Annotated in this window: 10 protein-coding genes and 1 tRNA gene; 4 read left to right on the top strand and 7 right to left on the bottom strand. The window is 57.6% G+C overall.

Annotated features, from left to right (window positions below; genetic code table 11):
• Nucleotides 1–21 precede the first annotated feature (21 nt).
• The 3 genes from AC0L6S_RS15675 to AC0L6S_RS15665 all read right to left on the bottom strand — a co-directional run bounded on the left by AC0L6S_RS15675 (nucleotide 22) and on the right by AC0L6S_RS15665 (nucleotide 5,401).
• Nucleotides 22–2,376 carry a glycerol-3-phosphate 1-O-acyltransferase gene (locus tag AC0L6S_RS15675; protein ID WP_473425044.1) on the bottom strand — a complete coding sequence of 785 codons (2,355 nt, stop codon included), beginning with the start codon at nucleotides 2,374–2,376 and terminating at the stop codon, nucleotides 22–24.
• Nucleotides 2,373–4,133 (bottom strand): HAD-IB family hydrolase, encoded by a 1,761-nt coding sequence (locus AC0L6S_RS15670; RefSeq protein ID WP_473425043.1) that lies wholly within the window; start codon nucleotides 4,131–4,133, stop codon nucleotides 2,373–2,375. The genes AC0L6S_RS15675 and AC0L6S_RS15670 overlap by 4 nt, the downstream gene beginning before the upstream one ends.
• Nucleotides 4,134–4,540: 407 nt before the next feature.
• Complete coding sequence (locus tag AC0L6S_RS15665) at nucleotides 4,541–5,401, bottom strand: class I SAM-dependent methyltransferase (protein WP_473425042.1); 861 nt, start codon at nucleotides 5,399–5,401, stop codon at nucleotides 4,541–4,543.
• A gap of 193 nt (nucleotides 5,402–5,594) precedes the next feature.
• On the opposite strand from AC0L6S_RS15665, the gene AC0L6S_RS15660 reads away from it, so the two are divergent.
• The gene (locus AC0L6S_RS15660; protein ID WP_473425041.1) at nucleotides 5,595–6,590 is read left to right on the top strand and encodes an SDR family oxidoreductase; all 996 of its coding nucleotides are present in this window, start codon (nucleotides 5,595–5,597) and stop codon (nucleotides 6,588–6,590) included.
• A 15-nt stretch (nucleotides 6,591–6,605) separates the two neighbouring features.
• Here the strand turns inward: AC0L6S_RS15660 and AC0L6S_RS15655 are convergent, their stop codons facing one another.
• The 3 genes from AC0L6S_RS15655 to AC0L6S_RS15645 form a co-directional block, all read right to left on the bottom strand.
• Nucleotides 6,606–7,739, bottom strand: a complete 1,134-nt coding sequence (locus tag AC0L6S_RS15655; RefSeq protein WP_473425040.1) for an acyl-CoA dehydrogenase family protein — start codon at nucleotides 7,737–7,739, stop codon at nucleotides 6,606–6,608.
• 12 nt (nucleotides 7,740–7,751) lie between these two features.
• The gene (locus AC0L6S_RS15650) at nucleotides 7,752–8,933 is read right to left on the bottom strand and encodes an acyl-CoA dehydrogenase family protein (RefSeq protein ID WP_473425039.1); all 1,182 of its coding nucleotides are present in this window, start codon (nucleotides 8,931–8,933) and stop codon (nucleotides 7,752–7,754) included.
• A gap of 79 nt (nucleotides 8,934–9,012) precedes the next feature.
• Complete coding sequence (locus AC0L6S_RS15645; RefSeq protein ID WP_473425038.1) at nucleotides 9,013–10,023, bottom strand: TIGR03617 family F420-dependent LLM class oxidoreductase; 1,011 nt, start codon at nucleotides 10,021–10,023, stop codon at nucleotides 9,013–9,015.
• Between the two features lie 201 nt (nucleotides 10,024–10,224).
• On the opposite strand from AC0L6S_RS15645, the gene AC0L6S_RS15640 reads away from it, so the two are divergent.
• From AC0L6S_RS15640 to AC0L6S_RS15630, 3 genes are all read left to right on the top strand, one after another.
• Nucleotides 10,225–10,301, top strand: a tRNA-Val gene (locus AC0L6S_RS15640).
• A gap of 317 nt (nucleotides 10,302–10,618) precedes the next feature.
• Nucleotides 10,619–12,610, top strand: coding sequence for an NHL repeat-containing protein (locus AC0L6S_RS15635; protein ID WP_473425037.1), 1,992 nt, complete (start codon nucleotides 10,619–10,621; stop codon nucleotides 12,608–12,610).
• Nucleotides 12,611–12,912: 302 nt separating this feature from the next.
• A complete protein-coding gene (locus tag AC0L6S_RS15630; protein ID WP_473425036.1) occupies nucleotides 12,913–14,136 on the top strand; it encodes an OmpP1/FadL family transporter in 1,224 nt (407 codons plus the stop codon).
• A gap of 29 nt (nucleotides 14,137–14,165) precedes the next feature.
• Here the strand turns inward: AC0L6S_RS15630 and AC0L6S_RS15625 are convergent, their stop codons facing one another.
• Nucleotides 14,166–15,200 carry a glycosyltransferase gene (locus AC0L6S_RS15625; protein ID WP_473425035.1) on the bottom strand — a complete coding sequence of 345 codons (1,035 nt, stop codon included), beginning with the start codon at nucleotides 15,198–15,200 and terminating at the stop codon, nucleotides 14,166–14,168.

Below are 15,200 nucleotides of genomic sequence, written 5' to 3'. Positions count from 1 at the left end.
GTGTACTCCTGTAACTGCGTGTCAGCTGCCGCGACTGGCTGAACCAATGGCGCGGATAAGATCCAGTCGGCGCAACAGATCGCGTAACTGGCGCGATTGTTCCAGACGTCGCGCTTTGAGGTCGGGCTCGCGGGCATCGGTCAGCTGTCGACTCTGTAACATTTTGAAGCCGTTCCTGAATAGCAGTTTGCCAATGGACGCCTCGCTGCTGATACGGCGTTGCAAATAGGCCTGGCGACCAAACTTGAGTGCATCGCTCACACAGGTGGCCTCATCCAGGGTTTCTGCGTGGTCCATGCGCGCTGCCATTGCGGCGACGACAGAATACGCCTCAGCGTAAATCAGCAGTACGACATGCGCGACCAGCGGCGTCATTCTATTGAGCAACTGGGTGAAGCCGACGGTGCCCTGACTTAACAGTGAGGGCCAGTTCTCATCGTAGCGATCCAGTTCCTCGCGTATTTGTCTGTGGAACTCATCAGTCGGGGCATAGAAAAATTCGAATTTAAACAGATCGCGCAACTGGTCGACCTCGCCCCAGAACACATCCAGTGCGTCAGCCCCTGCGTTTTCGCTGGCCTTAAGCAGGGCCAGTTCGATGATGGCCTTGTTGACGAAAAAGTGGACTACGGTATTGCGGTAGTAGCTCGCCACGGCCTGCTGATTGAGGCCAATGCCGTACACGACCTCGGGGCCCTCGTCGTAGCGGGTGACGATGCCTTCGTCGAGCATAATGCTTATAACGCTGGGCAACTGGTCGGCGTAGGCAGCGTCGAAATCCCTGGAGATATGCAGGTTTCTCTCCTGTGCCCAGTTTAACAGTGCGCGCAAGTCAGCGAGCACCTCATCCTGCGTGAGTGCCTTGGGCGCAGCGCCCAGCAGGCTCATCGTCACCAGCGAAGGGAAGGTGATAGCGGTAACGTGGTTAGCCTCCACCGCCACCTCAAAGGCAATTTTCGACAGGGCGAGTTTATCGTCCGGCTCCGGCGCCCGCTCCAGCACCACGGGCTTGCCGATATCCACGTAAATCTTGCCCATCGGCCGCGCGAGGCTGCGGATATAACCGATCAACCAGCGCAGTGATTCCGCGCCCTTGCCCTGGCTGGTCTGCTCGGTGGCATACTCCTCAACATCGCGTATCAGGTCATAGCTGATGGAGATTGGGATGATATGAATATTCCGCGCATCGGTGGCGTGACAGGCTTCCAGCACATATTTCAGCAGGCCATAGCGCGGTGGCATCAACTTGCCCAGGCGTGACCGGGTGCCTTCAAACGCCCAATTCATCGGGAACCGCTTCTCCATCAGGTAGCCGATGTAGTGCCGCAGCGTAGTTTTGTACAGCTCGTTGTCCTGGAAGCTGCGCCGGATAAAAATCGCACCTGCGCGGTGCAACAGAAAACCCAGCCCGGGGAAATTCAGGTTGGCCCCGCCGAACATATGCGGCATGGGGAAGTCGTTGTCGTACAGTAGTTTGGGTACGACCATGCCGTCGAGGTAGGTTTTGTGTGTCCACAGCAGCATGGACGGATGCTCGCGCACTAGCTGGCGCATTTTTTCGACGTCGGCCTGGTCGCAGACAATTTCCGACTCATAACCCAGGCCCAGACAAAACTTGTTGAACTTGGCATAAAAATCCAGCCAGAAAGTACGCGGGCGCGACACCATTTCGGTCATGTATTCGCGGGCTTCCTTTATTAATTCCGCGCGGGGTTTACCGCTTTGCGTAGCGAGGTTATCCAGCGCCTCATTGTAACCGCGGCTTGCCATCAGGCTCTCCGCCACCCGCCGTGGGACTTTGTAGCGCCCACCCTGCAATTGCCGTTCAGCGAGATCCAGTACCACGACTGCCTGGCGCACCACGAAGTTGGCAAACTCGCTTTGCTCGTCGCTGTTCTCCGTTTTATGGACGTGCTCGAAGCGCGCGCGCAGGTTGGCCACGGTGTCTGGCTCCCCGCGCAACAGGTGCATCCGCTCGGGCGCATCCCGGAGTATTTTGCGCGCCCGCGAAGCGCTGGGATGGCGCGGATCACCGAACACCAGATCGCGCAACCGCGGCCCCGAATTGATCGCTGCCTCAGAGGGCAGCCAGGTGATGCGCAGCGGCGTTACCAGTGTTTCCGGTGGCAGATCCAGCGCGATGACCAGTGGTGCACTGTCTATGCCATTCTCCTCATCGCGTAGATCCAGCTCCACCTGTGCAACGTCGGCGGCACCACAGTCGCCATGATGGCCAATCCAGCCGCGTAGCAGTTCGCGCTCAAAGCTGTTGCGGGTGTCGAGTATGAACAGCACTTCCCTCCGCTCAACATCGGGCCAGGGGTTCTGCGAACTGTATTTCTTGATCAGTTGCACGTGTGAGGGTTCTGCTGTCACTTATTCTCTTTCCCTGCGGCAGATTGGGTAGAGGCGCTTGCCTGCAATTTGGGTTTAACCGGTTTGGGTGCAGTCTTGCGTTTTGCCAGCGGCTTACGCTTTGCCGTGGTTTTTGGCTTGGCGGCGGTCTTGCGTTTTGCCGCCGGCTTTTTCGTGTTTGCTTTGTCGCTGGCCTTGCGCTTGGCTGTAGTCCTGGCGTTGGTGGTCGTTTTGCGTTTTGCCGCCGGCTTTTTTGTGTTGGATTTGTCACTGGCTTTGCGCTTGGCGACGGCTTTTTCCAGCGGTGCCTTTTTGCTTGCGGCCCGCTTGGCCCGCTGGGGTTGCTCTTCAGGTTGGCCCAGCGCGTTGGCGAACATATTGCGCACTTCACGCACGTGCTCGTCGATAGAATCCGTGTGCCAGCGGCTGGTATCCACAGGCGGTAGCACCTCCACTTGGACGGTGGCGGGACGGAACACGAAATCGCCCTTGGGTGCTACATCGCCGGCGTTGTGTATTACGATGGGCACGATGGGTACGCTGGCCTGCAGCGCCAGATGGAATGCGCCCTTCTTGAAAGGCGCCAGTTTTGGCGATACGGTGCGCGTGCCCTCCGGCGCGATCACTACCGATTTCCCCTCTTTGCGCATGGCATCCACCAGCGGCTTCATCGCGTTGATCGCGCTCTTGCCATCGGCGCGATCGATAAACACCACACCGCCCAGTTCCATAACAATGCCGAGAATGGGAGTCTCTTTCTTGATCTCCTGTTTACCCACACCGGCGATGTCGCGGCGCAGCAATTTGGCAGCGATCACCACGTCGGCCTTGCTCTGGTGATTGAACACAAACACGGCAGGTCGATGTGACCACAGGTGTTCTTCGCCTCTGACCTTGATATCCATGCCGATCAGCGCAGTAGCGGTATCGGCGAATAGCGAGAATGAAAAGTTCTGCGATTCGCGCCGTGAGCCGGTCAGTGCGTAGACAGGGAGACCGGCCATAAACGAGGTAACCAGCGAACCGGTGGCCGCTACAGAGCGCACAAACTGTGTCAGGGTGGGTCTGCCGCGACTGCCGAAGGTCGCGATGGGCCACTGCCGCGCGCGGGCGATACGGGCCAGTTTGGTGCTTGGGTTCAGCGCGCGTGGATGCCCAACTCGTTCCAGTAACAGCAAGTCATCCTGGCTGTCGGAGTAGAAAAAACTGTTGTCGAGATTGGCGCGGTACTGCCTGGCTAGTTTTTCCGCCGCGTCCACTTTGCCCTTCCCGAAACAGGTGGGGCTGACCACGCCGCCAGTGAACTTGCCGTTCTCCACTTCCAGTTGTGTGCACAGCACGTGCTCGATCCCGAGGTCTGCTGCAGCTGGCTCCACCTGATAGGGAGTGGCCGAGGAAATAATGGCCAGCGTATGCCCCTTGGCCCGGTGCGCTTCCACCAGAGCGCGGGACTCCGGGTAGACAAGCCGTGCAATCTGTTTGGCGTAAAGTTGCCTGCCGACCTCGTTATAGGACTCCTCCTCGGTACCGCGCATAAACTGCGCATTGATGGCCATCATGCCCGAGAAGCCCATATTCCCCAGCCCGAAATTGGTCATTGCACGCATCAGTTCTATGAACTGGCGCGGTGACAGATCACCGCGTCTGAGTTGTTCCCGGATAAAGGTGGTGGCGGAGTAGCCGGCGATGATGGTGCCATCGAAATCGAAGATAGCGACAGTGCGCGGACCTTCGGGTGAATTTTCAATGTCGTTCAGCAGCTCTTTTATCGGGGTCATGTTGCTTCCTTACTCTTTCGCGGAAGCATAGCGTATTCTGGCCGCCGGCGGACAGTTGGCAGATATAAAGTTTGCCGTCGCGCGCGCCTGAGGAATCTCTGGGCATAAAAAAACGCCGTCGCAATGAAAGTTGCAACGGCGTTTGATGGGTAAAGCCCTGTATTGTTTCAAGCCCGGTTGGTGTTTATCCGATCCGCAAAAACCGGATGTCGTCCCCTGGCGATAAACGTCTCTGACAAACGTTTACCAGCTTTCCCTTAACGGTGGCGGTTGCCCTCAATTGGTAGTCATCCAATTAACAGCCACCGTTGCAGTATAAGGAGCATCGCTTGATACGCAAGAAATAACCATATGATATGTTTTTATACCATAAAATAATTCTAGGTTATTTCTTGTGTTATCGGCTGTCAGGGCGCTTTGCGGAACAGCAGCGTCATCCGATCGGACTCCCCGATGGCGGCCATTTCAGCCTGCTTTTTCGGGTCATCTCCAATACCGCGCATTGAGGGCGGTAGACGCCACACGGTATCGTCACCCGAGGGCTGATCCAGTGGGTTAGCGTTGATGTCGCTGTCGGCGACCAGTTCGAAGCCGGCCTCCTCAAACATCAGGATGACAGCGGCTTCGTCCAGATAACCCCGGCTGCCATTGGTGCCGCTCTCAAACGCGTTAGCTGGTGCGCGGTGCTGCACAACGCCGACCAGGCCATCGTCCTTGAGCATCTTGCGGACATTCGCCAGTGCGCGCGAGCGTGTCTGTGCCTCTTCCTCGAACTTGTTGAGATTGTGCAGCGCGCGTATCAACAGCACGCGGTCGACAGTACCTTCCACTTCCGGGGGAACCGATTCAAACGTAAACCCCTGCGCGGTAATGCCATTGTCGGTATAGGTGGCGACCTCTGCTCCGAACTTTTCCGTTGCCGCGATGCGATCGGCGGCCCACTGCGGGTTGCCGGGCCGGATCAGCGGCCACATGCGGTCCGCGTAATTTACCCCAAAGAGGGTGCCATCTGCACCGAGGTAGTTGGCCAGTATGCGGGTGTACCAGCCACCACCGGGTAGACCCTCGGCCACTGTCATGCCGGGTTCGAGCTGGAAGAACTCCAGTGTCTGTATCGGGTGACGGTCGCCGTCGCGCGCTTTCTGATCGTCACTTCGCGCTGCCACCACCTCGGCCAGTGCTGCGCTGTGGTCGCCAGCATAACTGACCTGTGTTGCGCCTGTGAATATCAGGCTGGTTGCCAACAGGCAGGTTCGTAACATTGACATAGGGGTGTCCTCCGCAAGATGCTGTTGTATTGCGCTGCAGTGTGCAACTGTCCGGTGCACACTAACATGTGTACAGGGTTTTGTGACCTCAGCAATGCGCATCGGTTCGGGAGAATGACCGATTACGTCATGCCCGGTCTGAAAATCGCTGCTAAGATGTCGCCCATCAAAATTAATAACAGGAGTGAATCCAATGGCCAAAGTGCTGATTACCGGAGCCACCGGCTTCATCGGCAACCATGTTACCCGCCTCTGCCTGGAGAAGGGTGACGATGTGCGCGTAATGGTAATGCCCGGCGAGGACAGGTCGCCGTTGAACGGTATGGATGTGGAGTTCGTCGAGGGCAATCTGCTCGATCCGCCGTCTCTGGTTCGCGCCGTGCAGGGCGTAGATCAGCTGTACCATCTGGCGGCGCTGTTTGCGATCTGGACCAAAGATCCGGATCTGCACTTCAAAATCAATGTCGACGGAGCGCGCGCGATGCTGGAGGCTGCCAGGGACGCCGGTGTCGAGAAAATCGTGTTTACCAGCAGCGTCGCAGCCATCGGTATTGTCGGAAACGGTGGGTACGCCACCGAGAAAACCGCTTTCAATAGCTGGCCCTGGGCCAGTGAGTACATCCTCTCCAAATTCATCAGCCACCAGATGGTGAAGGGCATGGTCAGCGAAGGCTTGCCAGTGACCATCGTAATGCCCGGTATGCCGTTTGGCCCGGGTGACCGTATGCCCACGCCTACCGGCACAATGATTCTGCGCACATTGCAGGGCAAGATGAAGAACTACTGGGACGGTGGCGTGTGTGCGGTGGATGTGCGCGACGTGGCAGCAGGCCATGTGCTGGCGATGGAGAAGGGGCGCATCGGAGAGTCCTACATACTGGCCAATAAAGAAGGGAATATGCCCAACAAGCAACTCCTGAAAATGATCGGAGAGATCGCCGGAGTGCCCGATGTCGCCAAAACGGAAGTGTCCGGCAAGGTGATGTTGCGGGTGGCAAAGCTGGTAGAGATGCTATCGAAAGTGACCGGCAGGGCTCCCATGACGACCTACAAGAACACCATGTATGTGCTACAGCACGGCTACGTGGATCCGGCCAAGGCGGTTGAGGAGCTGGGCCTGCCGCAGACGCCGATAGAAACCGCTTTGGCGGACTCCATTCAATGGTTCCGCGAAAACGGTTACACCTGAGTCAAAGGCGGCGGATTACCCGGCTTTGGCCAGGTATTCCGCACAGATTTCCTGCCCCAATTCGCCCATGAGCTGCGCGCTGCTACCGGCGGACAGTTCAATCTGCCGGGCCAGTTCGCAGTAGCGAAATAGTGGGTAGTCGCGGTCGACACCAGTGCCGCCGTGGCAGTGCTGCGACGCCTGGCTCACCCGATGCGTGACATCGCCGCACCAGATTTTCGCCATCGCAACGGCCTCACCGGCGGGTCGCCCCTGGTCGATCAGTGAGGCGGCCTGTTGCGTCACCAGACGCAGGCACTCTACATCGATGTAACAATCCGCCACCCGGTGGCTCACCGCCTGAAAGGTGGCGATGGCGCGGCCGAACTGCTCGCGCTCCGACGTGTAGCTGCCGGTGATACGCATCATCTTGTCGCACACACCCACAGCCATCGCTGCCAGTGCTGTGCGGCTCGCCTGCAGTGTCCACTCCATCGCAGCCACGGCTTCGCGCCCGGTGGCCACGATGTCGGAGGTCGGTACCTGCACTTTGTCCATCACCAGTTCATGGCGGGTTTCGCCTGTCATCACAATCTGGGCATTCAGGGACACGCCTGCCGCGCGCGGGTCCACCAGTGCGACAACCAGTTCATCACCGGCCCGGGCTGACACCAGAATCCGCGCCGCTGTCTGTGCGAGACTCACGCAGATTTTGGTGCCGCTGAGGGAGTAGCCGCCGTCCATTTTCTCCGCACTGCTGGCCGGGGCACCCGGATCGTCGTTGTTATATTCTTCCAGGGCTGCGGTCAGTAGTGTTGTGCCGCTGGCGACGGCGCCCAGCCACTGTTCTTTCTGCGCATCGGTGCCAAAGCGCCGCAGCGTGCCCGCGGCGGATACCAGCACTGGAATAACCGGCACGGGTGCAACGGTGCGGCCGACCTCCTCACACAGTGTTGTCAGGCTGAAAAAGCCCAGCCCAGTGCCGCCGTTGTCTTCCGGGATATCCAGCCCCAGCAGCCCGGCTTCGGCCAGCGCTTGCCAGAGTTCTTTGTCGAAGCGCTCCTCCTGTTGCTCTATACGCTTGAGCTTGTCGACTTCAGTAAAGTCTCCCAGTATCTGCTGAGCCAGTTGTTGCGCACTGTTTACTTCTTCCGATATTGAAAAATCCATGGCCTGAATCTCCTAGCGTGTGCGGGGCATCCAAAGCCCCGCCATGGCGATAATGTCGCGTTGTACTTCATTGGTGCCGCCACCGAACGTGAGCACGGCGCCCACTCGCCAGCGGAATTCGAGTTTCCCTTGCAATACAGCCCCCGGGGAGTGTTTGGCGATAGTGCCAGCCTGTCCCATCACTTCGAGCAACATGCGATACAACTCGACAAAGAACTCGCTGCTGTACACCTTGGCCACTGAGGCGTCTGCCATGTTGAGCGGGCCCTGATCCATCGCCCAGGCCTGTTTCCAGCAGATCAGCTTGACCACTTCCAACCCGGTTTTGACCTTGGCCAGATTGTGTTGCACCCAGGGTTGCTCAATGACTTTGCCGCCGCCTGGCGCATCGGTCTGCGCGGCCCACTGGCAGACGTCCTGATACAGCGAATCCACCTGGCCGTGGGTAAATAGAGACAGCCGTTCGATGTTGAGCTGGCCAGTGATAAGTTTCCAGCCGGCGTTGACTTCGCCGACGCGGTACTTGTCCGGCAGGCGAATATCGCTGTAGTAAGTCGCATTGGTACGCACACCCAGCGTATGTACTGGCGTGAGGGAGAAGCCCTCGATGTCGGTGGGTACCAGAAACATCGTGAGGCCTTTGTGCTTCTTGCTCGCATCCGGGTCGGTGCGCGCCGCCAGCCAGACATAGTCGGCGAAATTGCCGAGGCTGGTCCACATCTTCTGGCCGTTGATGATCCAGTCATCACCGTCGCGCTCGGCGCGCGTGGTGAGACTCGCCAGGTCGGTGCCGGCATTGGGTTCCGAGTAGCCGATGGCGATAGTCACCTTGCCCTGTTTCACACCGCCCACAACTTCCTCACGGATTTCGGCATTGGCATTTGCCGCGATCACTGGTGTTACCGCCTCGGTGGTCAGAAACGGGTAGGCAAAGCCGGAGCGCACTACCTCATCGGTAAAGATATACTGCTCGACGTGTGAAAGTTCCTTGCCGCCCAGTTCCTTCGACCAGCTGAGGCCGATCCAGCCGTCCGCGCCCATGCGCGCATACTGCTTGCGGAACTCGGGGCCGCCGCCCTCCTTGAACTCGGGGTTCTTGACCTCCTCCAAAAGCTCCGGCGTCATGACTGTCTTCATGTATTCGCGGACCTCCATCTGGAGCGCCTTCTGCTGCTTGGTTAACTCTATATTCATGTTTCTGGTCCTCTGCCAGTTGTTCTGATTAGCTGTTGCTGCGCTGTAGTGGGCGATACCCGTTGCCGACAGCACCTGTTCAGGCGCGCTGCACGGCCGCTACCAGCTGCTGTTGTAAATCTCCCTGCCCGGTTTCCAGTGTGCACATCCAGGTGTCGGCCAGTCCGTTGTAGCGTTCTGCCAGTAGCGCCGGCACTTGCTCTATATCTTCGCTGACAACCGCAAACGTGTGCAGGATGTCATCGGTGATCAACTCGCCCATATCATCCCACCGCGCTTCCCGCGTCATGCGGTGCGCTTCGGCTTGCAGTTCACCCCAGCCGTGCAACTCCAGCACCGGCCGGTAGGCCGGAGTGGAGGCATAGAAGGCCAGCTGGCTTTGCACGGCCGCTCTGGATTGTTCAAACGCCTCTTCGTTCACGCCGGCGACCACCATCGCGGGCAAGCTGACGTCCAAGTTCTCCCGCGCTCGGCCGGATTTCGCCAGGCCGCGTGCCACCGCCGGCAGCGTGACGTCCCGCAGGTATTTTGCCGTGGTGAAGCCGTGCGCAATCACGCCATCGGCAACCTCACCCGCCACCTCCGCCATCATTGGGCCAACGGCGGCGAGATTGACTCCGGGGGCCCCGTAGCCCGCGTTTTTTGGCATAAACATCGGGGTCATCAGGTTGTGCTGGTAGAACTCACCGTTAAAATCCAGCGCTTCCCCTGTGTCCCAGCAAGTCCAGATGGCCCGCATCGCCAAAATAAACTCCCGCATACGCGCAGCCGGTCTGGACCACGGCATGGAAAAGCGCCGCGTGATGTGCGGCTTGATCTGTGAGCCCAGCCCCACCGAGAACCGCCCTTTGGAATACTGGTTCAGATCCCAGGCGAGGTTCGCCATCGTCATGGGGTTACGCGCAAAAGCCACGCTGATGGACGTGGTCAGCGCAATGCCCTTGCTGTGCCCAGCGGCCAGTACCAGCGGAAAAAACGGATCATTATTGATTTCAGCGGTAAAAGCCGCATCGTAGCCGCGCTTCTCTAGCTCAGCGATGGCCAGTGGCGCCATATCCAGATCGGCACCTAGCATTCCACTGACTCTCAAAAGCGGTACTCCTCAACGCGTGCTGGTAACTGGGCCCTGTCGATCAGGCTGTAATACGGGGTTGCACAGCACTTTACGCGACCTGCCGGACGGATCAAGTGTCCCAACGTGCCGGTGGGACTGGCAAAAACGATCACTGCGATAGCGTGACAGGGAGGTTGAGCAAATGTGCCGGGCCGCATATAATGCGCTCCCCTCGACAGGACCATAGCTCAGTTGGTTAGAGCGCTACCTTGACATGGTAGAGGTCGGCGGTTCGAATCCGCCTGGTCCTACCAATTCCTCGATTGTCGCTTCTGCTCGCGGCTCGGCTATTCCCCATTGCAGGGATGCCCTGAGATATGGCGTTTCCCCATTAAGGGGTGATGCGCCGATATTCACTAAACCCGGTTAATAATGCCATCCCACCCGCAATGGGTTAAGACGCGCCATCGGTAATTCGGGGGTCGTTACCGGCCTCCTGTAAGGCAACTAGTTAGAAAAACGTCTTTGGTGCGCAACTCGCAGTTGCCGCCAATCGTGCCGACATAGTAGATTGTTCGCAGCCTGTTTAGGCCATGCCTCTTGTAGTAACCGGAAAAGTGTGACTATCGCAATGAAGAACCTACTAAAGCACAGTCTCAGCATTTCAATGCTGGTTAGCGCCACAACATTCATAAGCCATGTCGCCGCAGCAGAGAGTGACAGCGCTATCACTGGCACCGTCATGGCCGCAGGTCACGCGTTACCTGACTCCGCTGTGACACTGTGGCAAGCCGGTGCGAGTGACGCCGCAACGGCCATCCAGTCCCTGCAGACGGATGCGCAAGGGCGGTTCACTTTCGAAGATGTGCTACGCACTGGTGACTCGGATACCTCGTACTACGTCACCGCCGAAAAGGCACAGCTGGGGTTGCTGGCAGTGTTGGGTGATAGCTGGTCGGGCCCGCTGGTCGTGAACGAACTCACCACGGTCGCATCAGTCTTTACCCATGCGCAGTTTATCAATGGCACAACGATAGCCGGCCCCGCCCACGTTCTGCAGATTGCCGCAGGCAATGTACACAACTTCGCCAACCTGCAGACAGGCAGTTGGGGAGATGTGATAGTGGACGCCAATAACAGCACACAATCCACGACGCTGGCGCGGACCAATACGCTGGCCAATCTGGTAGCGCTGTGTGCTATCCCGGCTAAAGCCGCCGCCTGCACCCGGTTCGTGACTATGCTTGCGCCGGAAGCTGCCACAACACTGGATGCGGTTGTGGGCATTGCCAGGCAGCCCTGGAAATACAGCAGCGACCTGTTCAAATTGTTCGCAGACTCTTACCCCGCACCGGTAACCGCCAACCCGGAGCAACGCCGGGCCGATGTTACCTACCTGCCCTATTTGAGCTATGCGCCTGAAGACTTTGCGTTGTCGCTGCGCTTCACCGGCGGCGGCACCTACGCCCCGGGCCGTATTACCTTTGATGCCGAAGGGAATATGTGGAGCGGACAAAACTGGATGCCCGGCTCGCAGTCTGGTGCTATCAACGGTATCGGTGGGAATCTCGTCAAAATGGCACCCGATGGCAAAGCATTATCGCCTGAAATCCTGGGGTTCACCGGAATGGGTATTGACGGTGTCGGTTGGGGTACAGCGATCAGCAGCGACAGGGTGTGGTTGTCGTCTTTCAATAGCACAATCGGCGTATTCGATTTCGACGGACAGCCAGTCGGCCCCGAAGGCGGCATTACGCTTGATGGCCAGATAGGTCAGGGCCAAGGTGTAGCCGTAGCGCCCAACGGCGATGTCTGGATTGCCGATTCAACCAAAGATCAGATGCAATACTTTCCCAAAGGCGATCCCGATGCAGGTCGCATAGTGAAAGTGAAAGGCCTGCATGCGCCATTTGGCGTTGCCGTGGATAACCAGTCGCGCGTGTGGGTGACCAATTCGCGTGGTGATAACGTGACGGTGTTTCCCACCGATCACCCGGAGCAGGCCAGGCAGATCTTTGTTGGATTGGGTGTTCGTGGAATCGCCCTGGACAGTAAAGGCAACGCCTGGGTAGCGAGCAACATGAGCAAGGACTTCCCCAGACCAGAGTTCCCCAAAGGCGAAGTCTCGATTATGAAGAGCTTCTACATTGCCTATAAAAACCTGCTTAAAAACGCAGATAAGATGCCCACTGGTCTGGTGAGTTTGATTAAACCAGACGGCACTCAGGAGAACCCTGAGGGTTACGTGGGGCAGAATCACGAAATCAATGTGCCCTGGGGTGTATCGGTTGATGGTAGTGATAATGTCTGGGTGGCCAACTTCCAGGGGGAGAGCGTGTCCTATCTGTGCGGTGCCGATGTAAGCAAATGTCCGCCCGGCAAACAAACCGGCGATATCATCCACAGCTTTACCAGCAGCGTGAGCACCATGCTGACCGATGCCGGTATCGATTCTGCAGGCAATGTATGGACCGCCAATAACTGGAATGTGGGTGAGACTGTCGTGTCAGACGATCCCAATAGAAAGCTGTCTACCAACGGCGGCGGTAATGGCATCGTCGTTTTCTACGGCTTGGCCAAGCCGGTAAAAACACCGCTTATCGGGCAGGTGAGACCGCTGTAGGTAGCGCAGTTGGCGAATCTTAGCAGCCGCGATGCTATTAAATAAGCAGGGATTGTCACTTGCTCACAATGCCCCAGTTTTCTACTATGTGGCGGGGGAGTCCTTTTGTGTTCATGCGAGTGTTCTGGCGTCTGCCTGTGTCTCGGGTAACCGGGTCATGGCGGAGGCCGGCTGTTCGATTTGCCTGATCCTGCCATCTCACAGAGATGGATTTATAACGTGATCAGAGCAGTTGCAACCAGCTAAACGTATCCCCCGCCATCAATCAACTCAGATACACAGACACGAGCGCAGGGAGAACCATGAGCCGGTTTGCATGTGGTACAATATTTATCGTCGCGACCTTCCTCTGTGCGGCGGGCAGCCACGCGTCTGGCCCCGGCTTCAGCGGGTTATTTGCCACCGCCGACAGCGCTGAAACCGTTTCGGCCAATCCGGCCGGCATGGTGAAGCTGGAGGGCACGCAGATAACGCTGCAAGGTGCGCTGATACAGGATTTCTCCACGTTTGAAGTCAACGAGAACGTCACTACTGTTGAAGGCGGCAACCCGCAGGACGCCACACCGGTACTGGCGCCTTCTCTGTACTATTCCTACCAGTACAACGAGGACTGGTTTCTCGGCTTCACTCTAAATGTGCCGCTGGGTTTTGGCTCTAATAATGGGCGCAAATGGGCGGGACGCTATTATTCAGATGAGTTTTCACTGGTCTACGTTGCTTTCAACCCGGCTGTCGCCTACAAGGTAAACGACAAGCTGTCGCTCGGTGCCAGAGTCCGGGTTATGTACACGGAATCTTCCGTACTGACCCAGGTCAACAACAACTTCCTCGGCAGCGATTATGAGGATGGCAAACTGGAGACCAAAGCCGACGGTGTCGGGGTCGGGTATTCCCTGCATGCGCTCTATTCTTTCTCCGAGGACACGCGCGTTGGCCTCAGCTACAACTCTCAGATCAGTACCGATCTGGATTCCACGGTAGATTTTCATAACGTCCGTCGCCCCGAGGGGATTATCGACAGGTTGCAGAGCCAGACTATCGAAGTGGGAAGCAAGGTCCCGATGGTGGCTGGCATGGGCTTGTACCACCGCATGGACAATGACTGGGAGCTGACCTGGGACGCAATGTGGGTGCAGTTTTCCAAGTTTGGCGCGACATCGGTGCAACTTAACGAGGCTAATCTGGATATCCCGGACGATAAATTTGATGACTTTTTTGTCTCTTCAGTTGGTCTGACCTGGCCACTGAACTCTCGTATGAGTGCCGCTGTGGGTGCGTTCTGGATGGAGAGCCCGGTGGACAACGACAAGCGCAGCTTTGGCATCAGCCTGGATCAGATGATGGGTGTAGGCGCGGGTTATACCTACAAACTTGATAATGGCGACGACTACGAACTGGAAGTAAATCTGATCGATACCGGCAGCGCTCCTATCGACACCGGCCCCTCGCTGGTGAAGGGACGTGTGGAGGGTAAATCGAAGGACCACTATTCCCTGGCTATCTCTCTGGCCTACAACTGGCGCTGATCACCCGGGTGCAGCCCGGCTGATCGCGTTCAGCGCCGTCGAAACAGAATGAATCTCTGCGTGAGGAAACTCGCGATAAACAGCACGGCATCGACGGCTATCTTCGCGGCAATGACGTTGATCGCTGTGCTGGTGTGCACCAGGTTCACGAAATACGCCGACAGCGTGGCCACAACCACCACCAGCAGGACGTAGCCACTGGCCTCGAAGATCGCCCGCATCCTGTTGTGCGACCTGAACACAAAAAATTTGTTGGCCAGAAAGTTCAAGGTGGATGACAGCGAGCGCGCCACAAAGGTGCTGGTGTAGACATTCGAGGAAATCGCGTAGGCAATGGCAAAGGCACTGATGTCTATCAGGAAGGAGGCAAAAGAGACGCTGATAAAGCGCGCGAAAACCGCATACACCCGCATCGAATCGACGATGGGTCGAAAATGCGAAGAGTCATTGTTGTCGATGTAGACCGTGGCGATGGGCAGTTCCTCTATCGCAATACCCTGTTGGCTGGCCAGCACGATGGACTCGAGCTCAAACTCGTAACGGTTGGCGGCCAGCTCGCAGGACGCGACGGCAAAGCGCAGCGGGATGGCGCGCAACCCCGTCTGAGTGTCGCTGACGCTGATATTCTTCGCCCTGCGCAACACGGTGCGGGTGAGGAGGTTGCCGAACTTGCTGCGCAGCGGTACAGATTGGTGGAAGTCGCGCACGCCCAGAATCAAACTGCCCGGCGTATCGATAGCGGCGCGCGCCAGCCTGACAACATCGCTGTGCAGGTGTTGGCCGTCGGCATCAACGGTGATGATGGTGTTTACCTCGCCGGTAAGGTTGTCGGCAATGTAGGTGAACCCGGTTTTCAGCGCTGCACCTTTCCCTTTGTTTTCCGCATGCCTGAGCACGAGTGCCGGGAATTCCCTCTCCGCTTTTTCGAGCACACCGCGTTGCTCTGAGCCATCGTCGACCAGAACAATGTTGCTGAACCCACTGTCTAGCAACGCTTGAAGTAACTCAATCAGTGCCGCTTCGGGGTTGTAGGCGGGAATCACCAGCGCGACAGAATTAAACAT

It is taken from the genome of Halioglobus sp. D3-4 (assembly GCF_055809315.1).
The sequence above is the reverse complement of the archived record's forward strand: the minus strand, read 5'-3'. Positions and strand labels throughout refer to the sequence as shown.